The organism is Collinsella aerofaciens (assembly GCF_015553355.1).
Lineage (GTDB): Bacteria > Actinomycetota > Coriobacteriia > Coriobacteriales > Coriobacteriaceae > Collinsella > Collinsella aerofaciens_V.
The window spans coordinates 21,718-34,841 of sequence record NZ_JADNGN010000009.1 but is presented as its reverse complement, the minus strand read 5'-3'; the positions used below and the strand labels follow the sequence as shown (position 1 = coordinate 34,841).

Sequence of the window (13,124 nt, the reverse complement as noted above, 5' to 3'; positions counted from 1 at the left end):
TACGACAGCGTTTCGCGGTGCGGGCTCCTGCATGATACCAGCTAGATAGGCAAATATGGCAACGTTGTGAATCTGGAAAAGCCTGCAGGTTAACAACGTGGTTAAACGATTAATCAGCCAGACTGTAGATAAAGGTTAAACGATTAATTACCACCGAGTAGATAATCACCGAGCAGATAAGGAGTTCACTATGCTGCTCTGCCCCAGTCTCATGTGCGCCGACTACGGCAATCTGCGTGCGACCGTCGAGGATCTCGACGCCGCCGGCATCGACATCTTCCATTGCGACGTGATGGACGGCAGTTTCGTTCCCAATTTCGCCATGGGTCTCGAAGACATCAAGGCCGTGCGAGCTGCCACCAACAAGCTCGTCGACGTGCACCTTATGGTCGAGAATCCTGCCAGCAAGGTTGAACTTTTCGCCTCCGCCGGCGCGGACATCATCTATATCCATCCGGAGTCCGAGCGTTACGTGGTCAAGACACTCGCCGCGATTAAGTCCCTCGGCAAGAGCGCCGGTATCGCCGTGAACCCCGACACCTCTATCTCCGAGATCGAGGAGATGTTGAACCTCTGCGATTACGTGATGGTCATGACGGTGAATCCGGGTTTTGCCGGTCAGAGCTTTATCGAGTTCACGAACGACAAGGTGCGTCGCCTTGCCGCGCTGAAGGAGCGCTTTGGCTTCAAGCTCATGATCGACGGCGCCTGCTCGCCCGAGCGCGTGCGCGACCTGTCCGCCATTGGCGCGGACGGATTTATCCTGGGCACCAGTGCGCTGTTTGGCAAGGACGCTGGTTACGAGGAGTGTCTGCGCCGTTTGCGCGCCGGCGAGGTGTATTAGAAGCGGAACGGCGAATTAGGACGGATTGAGCGCGCGGCATGCGCGAATGGTTCTTATGGAAAGGGGTCTCTTGTGAAGATCGGTATTGGAAACGACCACGTCGCAGTCGAGTACAAGGAAGCCATCACGGCGTATATCCAGGAGAAGTACGGCTACGAAGTCGTGAACTTCGGTACGGACAGCACCGAGCGCTTTGACTATCCCATCGCGGGTGAGGCCGTGGCGGACGCTGTCATGTCCGGCGAGGTTGATCGCGGTATCGTTATCTGCGGTACGGGTGTGGGCATCTCGCTTGCCGCCAACAAGGTGCGCGGTATCCGTTGCTGCACCTGCTCTGAGCCGTATTCCGCTCGCCTGTCGCGCGAGCACAACAACACCAACATGCTCGCATTTGGTGCTCGTGTGGTAGGCATCGAGCTGGCCAAAATGATTGTCGACGCCTGGCTCACCGGCGAGTTCGAGGGCGGCCGTCACCAGCGACGCATCGATATGATTCGCCAGATCGAGGCTCGTCAGCTCGTACGTGCGGAGGAAGCACGCGGCTGGTAGCGGAAAAGCCCGTCACCCGTGTGGTGGCGGGCTTTTTGCATGTCGCGCGTGGGATAGAGCACATGCGAGAGAAAAACGCGGCTATTCGCTGCCCGCTGTCTAGCTGCTCGCGCGTTGCACGAGCTTAACGGGGACAAGCGTCTCCATCTCGGGCTCTTCGCCGCGCAGCAGGGCGAGCAGGGCCTGACATCCCTCGTGCGCGAGGCGCTCGGGGAAGCGGCGGATGGTGCTGATTTGCGGCGTCGGAAGCTGCGCGTAAACGGAATCGTCGAAGCCGATGAGACGGACGTCTTCGGGTACGCGCTTGCCGGCGGCAACGAGCGCACGCAGCGCGCCCACGGCTGCGTGGTCGCTATGGGCGAAGACGCCGTCGACGGGGTAGCCCGTGGAGAGGAAGTCGGTCACGAGCTCTTCCGACTCGATGATGCTCGGCTGCTTACCCGAGACAAACAGCTGGTAGTCGCGGCGTAGCGGCATTCCGTGCGCGGCGAGCGCCCGCTCGTAGCCCATCTGGCGCTCGTTGCCGGGGTAGTTGGCGGTAAAACTCGAGATGCTCAGGATGTCCTTGCAGCCGCGCTCGATGAGGTGCTCGGTCGCCATGTAGCCACCGCCGATGTTGTCGGAGCCCACGTGTGGGAAACCGAGGTCGTTTTCGGGCGCACGGTCGATGCAGACCACGGGGATTCCGTGGGGGACGAACTCGCCGTCGAGCCTGCGCAGGCCGGAGATACAGATGATACCGTCGGCCTGCTTGCTTGCCAGCGTGCGGAAGTAGTCACGCTCGCGGGCGGGGTCATTGGCGCTGTTGCAAACAAAGACCGAGTAGTCCTCGGTTGCCAGCTCGCGCTCCACATGCAGGGCGATCTTGGAAAAGAAGTCGTTGGAGATGTCCGGCACGATCATGCCGATGGTCCGGGACTGGGCCATACGGAGGCTCTTCGCCGCCATGTTCGTGACGTAGCCGTATTCCTTTAGGGCGGCTTCCACGCGTTTGCGGGTGTCTTCGGAAAAACGGCCGCTGCCGTTGATGACGTGGGAGACCGTGGCGACGGATACGCCGGCCGCGACGGCAATCTGGCGCATGGATGGGCGCTTGCCTGGTGTGGGCATGGGGCCTCCTGCTGCTTTCGGGTGGTTAACAGATTAACCGAGATTGTAGCGCATGCGCGATGCCGTAATGGGTCGCTTCGAAGTCGTTTTGTCGCGCTCGGTCTGCACCTTGGATAAGAAGGAGTTCGTCGAGCACTCCGATCCGGAGCGCACGCGCGCCAACATCCCGCTGTTCCAGCAGGGCATCATGATACAGCAGTTCAACTCCGAGAAGCTCGTGGTCGAGACCATGGTGAAGTTCTGCGGCTAGTAATTACTGCATTACATATTCTGTTGTCACCTGGGAGGCTTGTTTTTGCGGGCCTCTTTGTGTTGCTATGGAGCCCTGGCCTGTCGATAAACAAAGCGCCCGCTTGCCGGGGAGCAAGCGGGCGCTTCTGAGCGAATATGTTTGCGGCCATAGCCGCTGCAGGTGATGGGTTGTCGACTAGTTAGTCGTCGTACCGGAATCGTCACCCGTGCCCGAGCCAGAGCCCGAACCCGAGCCAGAAAGTGCGACCGTCAGCGTAATCGTGCTGTCGGTGGACTGCTTGCCGGTGGGGGAGACGCCCGTAACGGTGGCATCCTCGTTACCGCTCACGGGATTGCCGTTCTGGTCACAGAAGCCAATGTTATAGAAACCGGCGTTGTTGAGCGCGGTAACGGCAGCGGAAATGCTCTTGCCGTACAGGTTGCCCGGGACGGTGGCCTTGCCGGACTTCTTGGCAATGACGACGGTAATCGTGGCGCCGGGCTTCTGCTTACCGCTGGGGTTCCAGCTGATCACGGTGCCCTCGGTAACCGAGTCGTTCTCCTGGTAGCTCACGTCGACGCCAAAGCCTGCCATATCGAGGGCGTTGCGCGCCTGGGCCTCGGTCATGTCGGTCAGGTCGGGGACGGACGTGGTATCCGGGCCGCTCGAGACCTTGTACGAGATGGTCGTGCCCTTCGCGACTTCCTTACCGGCTTCGGTGCCCTGCTCAAAGACCTGGCCCTCATCGGCCTCGTTGGCCTCCTCGGAGGCGTTGCCCTTCAGGCCAACGCTTGCCAGCGCGGCCTCGGCCTGGTCCTTGGTCAGGCCGAGAAGCTGGGGAACCTCAACCTTCTCGGAGGGCTTGGGACCCTTGGAGATTACCAGGTTCACCTTGGTGCCCTTGGCCTTCTTGGTGTTGCCGTTGGGCGTCTGCTCGGCGACCTTGCCCTCGTCGACATCGTCGTTGTAGCTTTGGTCGATGGTGCCGACCTCGAGGCCGGCTTCCTTGATCAGCTCGACGGCAGTCTGCTGGTCCTTGCCCAGCACATCGGGCACGGTGACCTGCTCGCCGCCAAAGAGTCCTGTGGCAAAGGCCACCACGATGCCGATGACGGCAACCGCTGCCACCACGGCGGCGATGATCTTGTTTTTGTTGGATTTGGGCTCTTCGACCTCGTAGGAGCCGGTGGAGCCCGAAACCGAGCTACGGGTGGTATTCTGCCCGCTCACGCCCGAGACGGGACGCACCATGGCGCGCGTCTGATCGGAAAGCTCGCGAGTCTTGGTGGCGCCCAGCTCGCCGGGGGCACCGATGATGCGCGTGGGCTCCGAGACGTTGACGGCACGGCCCGACAGGTAGCTGTTGAGCACCTGACGCAGCTCGTCGGCGGTCTGGAAGCGGTTTGCCGGGTCCTTCTCCATGCACTTGAGGATGATGCGCTCAAGGTCGGCGTCGACACCGGAGTTGATCTGGCTCGGCGGAATAGGCAGCTCGTTGACCTGCTTGAGTGCGACCGAGATAGCGTCGTCACCGTCAAAGGGCACGCGGCCGGTGGCGCACTCGTACATCACGACGCCCAGCGAGTAGATATCCGAGGTGGGGCCGAGGTCCTGACCACGGGTCTGCTCGGGGCTGACGTAGTGGGCGGTTCCCAGCACGTTGTTGTCTTGCGTGAGGTGGCTGTTCTTGGCGCGCGCGATGCCAAAGTCCATCACCTTGATGTTGCCGTCGGGCAGCACCATGATGTTCTGCGGCTTAATGTCGCGGTGGATGATCTCGTGCTTGTGGGCGACCGAAAGCGCGGAGCTGATCTGCGAGCCGATCTGGGCGACCTTCTTGGGGTCGAGGGCGCCGTGGCTCTTGATGCCGCTCTTAAGGTCGGTACCGCGCAGGTACTCCATGACGATGTAATAGGTGTCGCCGTCCTTGCCCCAATCGTAGACGCCCACGATATAAGGGGAGGAGAGACCGGCTGCTGCCTGGGCCTCCTGCTTAAAGCGTGCGGCGAAGGTTGCGTCGCCAGCATACTGCGGCAGCATGATCTTGACGGCTACCGTGCGGTCGAGGACCTGGTCCTGTGCGCGGTAGACGGTCGCCATGCCGCCTGTTCCCACCTTATCCTTGAGGAGGTATCTTCCCCCGAGGACCCTCTGTTCCATTCCTGCTCCTAACATAACTATTCGCTCAACGATGTGTGTAGTACCTACGATGTGGCCGCTGGGGCCGTGTGGCGCGTTGCCGCTAACTCTTCGGCCGCGGCGCGCCTCGGGTGTCCGATTCGATCATGGGCATCACGCTCCCTGTGCGGCAAGCGCCGCGGTCAGGACGATACCGGCAATCTTGGCGGCCTCGACGTCATGCTTGTCGTAATCCTCTAAGGCCACCGAGATGGCGACTGTGGGTGAATCGTAAGGTGCAAAGCCAACGAACATCGAGTTGACGTTGGTGCCGCCAGTCTCGGCCGAGCCGGTCTTGCCGGCGACCTTGACGCCGGGGATTTGGGCATCGGTGCCGGTGCCGGACTGGACGACGGCAAGCATGGCCTGCTTGACCTGGTCGGCCGTGGCGGAGCTGACGGCCTGACCAAGCGAGCGGGACTGCGTGGTCTTGACCACGGTTCCGTCCGGGGCGAGTACCTGGGCTACAAAGTACGGGTCCATGACCACGCCGCTGTTAGCGATGGCGGCGGCAATCACGGCGTTTTGCATGACGGTGGTCTGCGGGCCGGGCGTATGGTCCATGCCGACAGGCTGGCCGGCGCCGGCCCAGGCAGTCTCCCATTCGGTCATGAGCGACGGGTCGGCCATGATGGAGGCCGCGGAGGTCAGGTCCTGGCCGAGCTTTTGGCCGTAGCCAAAGGCGTTGGCAAACTGCACGAGCGTGTTTGCGCCAACTTCGTTTGCCACCTGGCCAAAGACGACGTTGGAGGACACGGCAAAGGCCTGCTGCAGGCTGATGGTGCCGTAGCTCTCGTTGGCATAGTTGGTGACCGGTGCGTTGCCGATGTCCATGGAGCCGGGCGCCTGGTAGGTGCTGGTAAGGCTGGCGGTACCGGTCTCGAGTGCCGCGGAAAGCGTAACGACCTTAAACGTTGAGCCCGGCGTGTACAGCGCGTCCATGGCGCGATTGTACATGGAGCCGTCCTCGCCGCCGCCCGTCTGCAGCAGGGCATCGATGTTGGTATTGTCGTAGGTGGGCGAGCTGGCACATGCGAGCACCGCGCCGGTACGCGGGTCGATGACCACTACAGCGCCCTTAAAGCCCTTGAGCGCCTGCTCAGCAGCCGTCTGGATGCGCGAGTCGATGGTGAGCTTGGCGGTGTTGCCCGGCTGGGTCTGGCCCGCGAGCGACGCGATGGCGTTGTTCCAGCTGGAGTAGTCCTTAGAACCGGTGAGCGTATCGTTCATGACGCTCTCGATGGCGGTGGTGCCATACTGCTGGCTCACGTAGCCAACCACGTGCGCTGCCAGGTTGCCGTTGGGGTAGGAGCGTACGTAGGTGCCGTCCTCCTGCTGCAGCGACTCGGCCAGCGTCACGCCGTCGGACGTGATGATGGAACCGCGCTGGATGTACTTGGAGCGGGCGATGGTGTGGTTGTTGGTCGGCATGTCCTGATAGTCCTTGGCCTTGATGACCTGGACATAGGTGAGGTTGCCGATAAGGATGGCGAACAGCGCCGTAAAGGCGAGCACCGCACGGGTTAGACGGTTGGCGAGCGCAACGCGGCCGAGCACACCGGATTCAGGCGTGTCGAGCAGGCGACGGCGCATACGCGAGCCGACGGAATGGCTGCCGCTGCCGTAGGAAGACGAGGTGGCAAAGCGCGTGCCCGTCGGGGCGGCGGCAGATGCGACCTGATCATCGGTGATGGCGGCCATGGTGCCGGTGCCGGTAAGCTCGGCCTCGCGTCCGGTCGCCTCGTCACCGGCGCGCAGCAGGAGCGCGACGATGATAAAGCTCGCCAGCAGCGAGGAGCCGCCTTGGCTCATAAAGGGCAGGGTGACGCCGGTCAGCGGGATCAGGCGGGTTACGCCGCCAACGATCAAGAAGGCCTGGAAGCTGATGGCGGCCGTAAGGCCCGTGGCGCTAAAGGCGGCGAGGTCGGATTTAGCGCGGGCAGCCGTGGTGAGGCCACGCACGGCAAAGAGCATAAACAGGATGAGCACGGCGCCGCCGCCCAAAAGGCCCATCTCCTCGCCGATAGCCGAGAAGATAAAGTCGGACTCGACGACAGGGATGTTGTTGGCCATGCCGTTGCCGATGCCAACACCGACCAGACCGCCATCGGCAAGCGAGAAGAGCGACTGGACGATCTGGTAGCCCTGGCCCTGGGCGTCCTTAAACGGATCGACCCAAACCTGGAAACGCACCTGAACGTGCGACAGGAACTTGTAGGCGCCCACGGCTCCAACGGCTAAGAGCGCAAGGCCGATAACGACATACGAAAAGCGCCCCGTGGCAACGTAGAGCATCAGCAAGAAGATGGTGTAGAACAGCACGGCCGAACCCAGGTCGCGTTCGAAGACGACGACGAGCAGGCACACACCCCACACGGCAAACAACGGCAGCAGCAGTCGCAGGCGAGGGATCTTAAAGCCCAAGATCTTGCGGTTGGAGATGGAGAGCAGCTCGCGGTTCTCGGCCAGGTACCCGGCCAGGAACAGGACGATAAAGACCTTGGCGAACTCGCCGGGCTGGATGGTAAAGCCCGCGATGCGAATCCACAGTTTGGAGCCCGAGATCGTGGTGCCGATAAAGATAGGCAGCATCAGCAGGATGATGCCGATGATGCCAAAGGTGTACTTGTAGCGCATGACCACGTCGAGGTTTTTGACTAGTGCAAGCGTTCCCACCATGAGCGCCACCGAGACAAACAGGATGATGAGCTGTGAGATGGCGAGAGCGGGGGCGAGACGCGTCACGAACGTGATGCCGATGCCCGAAAGTATAAATACGATGGGCAGGATGGCGGGGTCGGCACCGGGTGCCAAGATGCGCACGGCAATGTGGGCCGCGGCAAAGGCGGCAAAGAGGCCGATCGGTACAGCGAGCGTCTCAAAGGAGATGGCAGCGCCCGCGGTGAGGACGTACATCGCATACAGCAGGATGACGGGGAACGCCGAGGCGATGAGCAAGAGCAGCTCGGTGTTGCGGCGACTCATAAGCGGCACTCCCTTTCTAATTCTTATCGGAGGCTTCGGCCTCGGCGGACTGTTCGGCGGTTTTCTCGGAATCTGATTCGGAGGTCGATCCCTGATTGGTGTTGTCGCGAATCGTTTGCGCGTCGATCACCTGGCGGGTCTGCTCCTCGTCGATCTGGTGGCGGTACTTGGATATCGTGTCCTGCGCATCGTCGACACTTGTTTGCGGAATGCCCGCCTTGAGGCGGTTTTGCGTGTCTTCGGGCAGGTCGGACAGCTTGATGCTGGTTTCGCTTTCGAGCCAGTGGAGCTTGAGTCCGAGTGGCTTGCCGGGCAGGCCGCGCCAGACGGCGACATTGCCCTGGTAGGTACCCAGGTAGTACGAGCCGGTGACACCCGTGTAGGCCCAGATGCCAGCTGCCAGCACAAAGACGAGGGCCAGGATGGCGGCGATAGTAACGTTGCGGCGACGCACGCGTTGCGCCTCGCGCATGACGCCATCGTCAACCAGGTCAACGACTACTACGGTCACGTTGTCGTGGCCGCCGGCGGCAAGCGCCGCGTCCACTAGGTTGTCGACGCAGATTTGCGCGGTTGAGGACTGCGTGGTGATGTTCTCGATATCGCTATCGGGAATCATGCTCGAAAGGCCGTCAGAGCACAGGATCAGACGGTCGCCTTCCTCGATATGCAGAGTGAAGTGGTCGGCATACATGGCGGGGTCCGAGCCCAGCGCACGGGTGATGACCGAACGGTTGGGGTGGACGCGAGCCTCGTCTGCCGTAATCTCGCCGGCGTCCACGAGTTCTTCCACATAGGAGTGGTCGCGGGTCACGCGGATGAGCGTGCCCTCGTGGAGCAGGTAGGCGCGCGAGTCGCCTACGTGGGCGATGGCGAGCGTGTCGTTTTCGATATAGGCGCAAGTGGCTGTGCAGCCCATGCCAGGCTTGCCCAGGCCGTTCAGGGCCGCCTCGATTACGGCGGCGTTGGCTGCCTCGACGGCTGCGGCCAGGCGTGCTGCGTCGGCGGACTGTGGGGCCGTCTTGGCAATAGTCTCGACGGCGATGGAAGAGGCTACCTCGCCGGCAGCGTGACCACCCATGCCGTCGCATACGCAAAAGAGCGGCGACTGCACCAGGTAGGAATCCTCATTGTGCGGGCGCACACAGCCAACGTCGGAGCGGGCGCCCCACATGAGTTGCGTGGTGGTGCCGGCATCATAGGTCGAGTCGGTCTCGATGCGCTCCTCGGTCAGGGGCTCAAAGCTCATGGTCGAGCCGGGGTCTTTGAGCTTGGCCTCAACGGCGGCAACGTCGATCTCTGCTGTGTCACCGGGAGAGACGGTGTCGGTCTCGGCGTTTGATTCGGAATCTCCGGTGTCCGGGGAGTCGGGCTCCTCGGAAACGCGGGCGGTCGACTCGTCGTCTTGCGGGCTGACGTCTATAGGCTCGGGCGCCGGCGTAGACGCGGGCGCAACCTCGGACGCCGGGGCCATGGGAAACGCCGGCGCGGCGGGCTCGGGTGCCGCAAACACCGCAGCGCTCTCGTTGATTGCCGCGGCGACGGGCTCTGCAAAGTGAGCCGGCGCCGGGGTTGCTTCGGGCGCTGTGGGCTGTTCCGCAGCATGTGCGCCGATGGGCGCTGCTGCGGCATCCTCTTCGCCCTCGTTATCGGCGAGATCCGAAATATCATGCGTTACATGCGAAAGAGGCAGGGAGAACACGGTGTCCTCGGGCTCCACGGGTGTGGAGTCCGCCGGAGCGGCGTGGGCCGGTGCAGCTACGGCGGCAGCCGGTGCCTCGGTCATAGTTGCGGACTTGTTCTCCTCGTCGATCATCGACGGTTCACCTTCATGACCACGTCGCCAATCTGGACTTCGTCGCCCTCACGCAGCGTCGCGGGCTCCACGAGCTGGCGGCCGTTGACGAGCGTGCCGTTAAGCGAGTTGAGGTCCTCGATGATGAGCGCCGGGCCCTGCAGCGAAAAGCGCGCATGCGAGGCCGAGACGAACGGTTCGTTGATGCAGATGTCCGAAGATGGCGAGCGACCGACGATGACGGGGCCGAGCATGTCTACGTGGATGCCGCGGATACCGCGCGGACCCTTGTCCACATCAATCGTCCAGATAGCCGAGTCGCGGCGCTGCCCGCGCACAAGTCCCACGCCGGTCTTCATGACGGCGAACAGGAAGATATAGAGCAGGGCGACCAGGACGATGCGGCCTGCAAAAAGGACGATATCGATGTTCATAAGCGACTATCCCCTAAATTCAAAGGTGCTCAGGCCAAACGTCAGCAGATCGCCGTTGCGCAGCGGGCAGCGCGTAATGCGGCGGTTGTTGACGAGCGTGCCGTTGGTGGAATTGAGGTCCTCGATCGACCAATCCGAGCCCGTAAAGGTGAGCTGGGCGTGGCGGCGCGACACGTTGGGGTCGCGCAGGGCAATGTCGGAAACTGAGCGCTCGCGACCGATGGTCACCTGTGCGGAGGTGATGCTATGGCTCTCGCCGCTCACGACGTCGACGAGCTGGGCGAGCGGGCGCTGCGGGGCGCGAGTGCTCGCCATGTTGGAGGCGATGCCGGCTGCGGCGCCTAGGCCCACGGCGGCACCGGTCGCGGCGGCTCCGCCCATGCCGGCAAGCGCGTCGCGCGAGACGGTCTGAGGCACCGGGATGGGTGCGGCGGCGGGGTCGGGGACGCTAGGCGCGAAGGGGCCTGCCACGGCAAGCGGGTCGGGAGCGGCGGTGCGAGGCGTCGGCTGTTGCTGGGGCATGGCGGCGGGGCGCTGCTGCTGCGGGGCAGCAAACTGCTGCTGGCCGGCGCGCGGGGCGCTGGCGGCACGGCTTGCCGCGGAGTTGTTCTGGCCCAGGCCGTTCTGATAGGCGCGCTCTTCTTCGTACAGGCGGCCGAGCGTGGGGGCATCGACGTTCTCGGCAAAGACCGAGAACTTGCCGGCGCGCAGCTGCGGATCGATCATAAAGCGCACGAGGGGCTCGCCGACAAAGACATAGCGGCGCTTTTCGGCCTGCGCCTTCACAAACTCGCGGACCTCGCGCGAAAGCTCGGGGTAGAACGGGGCGAGCATGGGATCGTCGTCGGCGGCGATCAGGATGGTATAGAGTGCCGGCGCCGTGTTGACGCCGTTGATCACCAGAGTCTGATCCTCCATGTCGCGAGCGGCCTGCTTGGCAAGCTTCTTAAAGGAGAACGGGGCACGGGTGGCACCGAAGATGCCGGCCACGTGGTCCTCGAAGATGTTCAGGAAGTTCACGAAAGATCACTCTCCGTATAAGTTCTTTGGTATCCGAGCAAATATAGGCATATCCCAACGATTATAGAGGATAGGGTTCCCGCAACCGCCGCCTTGGCGACGACCGCGGCTGCAAGGCTGGCAATTTCCATATGGTGTGCAAGACAGGACGCCGCTGCGCAGCCGATGCCGGTGACAGCGATGGCGGCGATTGCGGCAAGGTTTGAGCCCTGATCGGCACGCTTGGCATGGGCATTGAGCAGCGCAGATGACGCCGCGGCAGTTGCCGCTACCAGCACAAAGGCAGCCCAAAGGAGCGGGTCTCCCAGCGCTGCGGCAACGTTACCGAGCCCCAGCACGCCTCCGGCTGAAAGCGCGACCGTGGCCAGACGGGCAAAAAGCGCGCCCATGCCCGTTGCCGCGGCGGCGCTTGCCGGGCCGAGCCAAAATGACGCGACGCCGGCGGCGACCCCAGCTGCCAGAAAGGTATTGCCGGTCAGACAGCCAAGCGCGAGTGCACAGGTGAGCGTGGCGCTCGCGGCAGTCTCGGTGCGACCCCAGGCGATCCACCAACCGGACATGGCGGCGGCAAAGATCACCGCGACGGGCAGCATCGACAGGATGCCCTGTGCCTGCATGGTGGCGTTGGCCATGAGCACCAAAAAGCCCACAGCCGAGATGGCCGAGCCAATCTGGGGGGCCAGGCCAGCCGCCGCTCCGATCGCGATGGCCGCAATGACCAGGCCGGGAAGCGCCGCGACCCCGGCCGTTTGCATCAGCAAAAAGCTAAAGGTGCCGCACGTTAGCGCCGAGATAGTGCGCATGGTGTAGTCGCGCGCATGGCTCCAGCGCGTGCCCGCCCAGCCAAGTGCGGGGTCGACCTCGATGGCGTCGTCCTCGTAGTGCGACGGCTCGATATCGTCGAGCTCCTGCTCGTCATCCGAAAGTTCGCCAACCATTTGCTCTAGGCTGCGACGGCCCTCGCGCACGCTGCCCAGACCGGCAAGGAGCTGGTCGCAAAATGCCTCGATGCTGCTGGGGCGGTCCTGCGGCATGGGGGAGAGCGCGCTCATGAGCGCGGCCTCGGCTCCCGGGGGAAAGTGTGGTATCAGCTCGCTGGGATAGGTGGCGCCGCCGATGATGCGGTCGAGCGAGTCGGCGGGCGTGGCCGCCATAAAGGGGGCGCTGCCGCACAGGCCCTCATAGATTACACAGGCGAGGGCAAAGACATCGGCGCGCTCATCGACCGTGCCGGTCTCGATATCGAGCTGCTCGGGCGGCATGTAGCCGATGGTGCCGCCGCGCGAGCCGCCAAAGCCACCGGCGGACGACAGTCGCGCCATGCCAAAGTCGGTGAGCTTTACATTGCCCGAGTGGTCGATGAGCACGTTGGCGGGCTTAATGTCCAGGTGGAGTACGCCATTACTATGGGCGAAGGTGAGCGCCTGGCCTAGGGCATCGGCAATGGCCGCGGCCTCGTCAAAGGTAAGTGAGTGACCGTCCACGCGGTGCAAAAACTCGGCCAGCGACATGCCATCGACATATTCCATAACCAGGTAGGCATAGGCTGTGTCGTGCGTAAAGTCGATGACCTGCACGATGTTGGGATGTTGAAGCATGGCGGCAGTGTGCGCCTCGCGCAGGACATCCATGATGTCGCTGGCGGGCATGCCGACACCGTTAATAAGGGGGATGCGCTTAATGGCGACGCGGCGGCGCAGGTGCGTGTCGCGGCAGATCTCGATGGAGCCAAAACCGCCGGTCGCAAGTGTCTCGAGCGGCTGGTACCGCTTGAGCAGCTCGCGAGAGCTGGTGCCCTCCAAAGGAACGTCCGGCGAGAACCGGGCGGTATGTTGCGAGAAAAGCGGCATGGCCAACCCTCGTGCGTTTAAAGTTCGTTTGCGAGCGGCGGGCGCGGGGCCGAGCCGTTCGCGGTGGCATAGATGCTGCTAGTGTAGCACGCTCGGGTGCATGGGGAGGATAGCGGGATGCGAGGCT

10 protein-coding genes are annotated in these 13,124 nt (G+C 63.0%); 3 read left to right on the top strand and 7 right to left on the bottom strand.

Annotated features, from left to right (window positions below):
- The first annotated feature begins 190 nt into the window (after window positions 1-190).
- Together I2D57_RS03815 and rpiB are read left to right on the top strand one after the other, a co-directional pair.
- Window positions 191-844 (top strand): ribulose-phosphate 3-epimerase, encoded by a 654-nt coding sequence (locus tag I2D57_RS03815; RefSeq protein ID WP_195361539.1) that lies wholly within the window; start codon window positions 191-193, stop codon window positions 842-844.
- 72 nt (window positions 845-916) lie between these two features.
- Complete coding sequence (gene rpiB / locus I2D57_RS03810; RefSeq protein ID WP_195361538.1) at window positions 917-1,393, top strand: ribose 5-phosphate isomerase B; 477 nt, start codon at window positions 917-919, stop codon at window positions 1,391-1,393.
- A 99-nt stretch (window positions 1,394-1,492) separates the two neighbouring features.
- Here the strand turns inward: rpiB and I2D57_RS03805 are convergent, their stop codons facing one another.
- Window positions 1,493-2,503, bottom strand: coding sequence for a LacI family DNA-binding transcriptional regulator (locus I2D57_RS03805; protein WP_195361537.1), 1,011 nt, complete (start codon window positions 2,501-2,503; stop codon window positions 1,493-1,495).
- 52 nt (window positions 2,504-2,555) lie between these two features.
- Here I2D57_RS03805 and I2D57_RS03800 point away from each other — a divergent pair, with 52 nt between their 5' ends.
- On the top strand, window positions 2,556-2,753 hold the full coding sequence (locus I2D57_RS03800; RefSeq protein WP_195361556.1) for a hypothetical protein: 198 nt from the start codon (window positions 2,556-2,558) through the stop codon (window positions 2,751-2,753).
- Between the two features lie 177 nt (window positions 2,754-2,930).
- On the opposite strand, the gene pknB is transcribed toward I2D57_RS03800, so the two are convergent.
- The 6 genes from pknB to I2D57_RS03770 all read right to left on the bottom strand — a co-directional run bounded on the left by pknB (window position 2,931) and on the right by I2D57_RS03770 (window position 12,997).
- The gene (gene pknB / locus I2D57_RS03795) at window positions 2,931-4,895 is read right to left on the bottom strand and encodes a Stk1 family PASTA domain-containing Ser/Thr kinase (protein ID WP_195361536.1); all 1,965 of its coding nucleotides are present in this window, start codon (window positions 4,893-4,895) and stop codon (window positions 2,931-2,933) included.
- Window positions 4,896-5,027: 132 nt separating this feature from the next.
- Window positions 5,028-7,898, bottom strand: a complete 2,871-nt coding sequence (locus I2D57_RS03790) for an FtsW/RodA/SpoVE family cell cycle protein (RefSeq protein ID WP_195361535.1) — start codon at window positions 7,896-7,898, stop codon at window positions 5,028-5,030.
- A 16-nt stretch (window positions 7,899-7,914) separates the two neighbouring features.
- Window positions 7,915-9,714 carry a Stp1/IreP family PP2C-type Ser/Thr phosphatase gene (locus I2D57_RS03785; protein WP_195361534.1) on the bottom strand — a complete coding sequence of 600 codons (1,800 nt, stop codon included), beginning with the start codon at window positions 9,712-9,714 and terminating at the stop codon, window positions 7,915-7,917.
- Window positions 9,711-10,127 carry an FHA domain-containing protein gene (locus I2D57_RS03780; RefSeq protein WP_006235180.1) on the bottom strand — a complete coding sequence of 139 codons (417 nt, stop codon included), beginning with the start codon at window positions 10,125-10,127 and terminating at the stop codon, window positions 9,711-9,713. Before I2D57_RS03780 ends, I2D57_RS03785 begins: the two co-directional genes overlap by 4 nt.
- A 6-nt stretch (window positions 10,128-10,133) precedes the next feature.
- A complete protein-coding gene (locus I2D57_RS03775) occupies window positions 10,134-11,147 on the bottom strand; it encodes an FhaA domain-containing protein (protein ID WP_195361533.1) in 1,014 nt (337 codons plus the stop codon).
- Entirely contained in the window at window positions 11,144-12,997 is a 1,854-nt protein-coding gene (locus I2D57_RS03770) for a serine/threonine-protein kinase (RefSeq protein ID WP_195361532.1), read from the bottom strand. The genes I2D57_RS03775 and I2D57_RS03770 overlap by 4 nt, the downstream gene beginning before the upstream one ends.
- Between the last annotated feature and the right edge of the window lie 127 nt (window positions 12,998-13,124).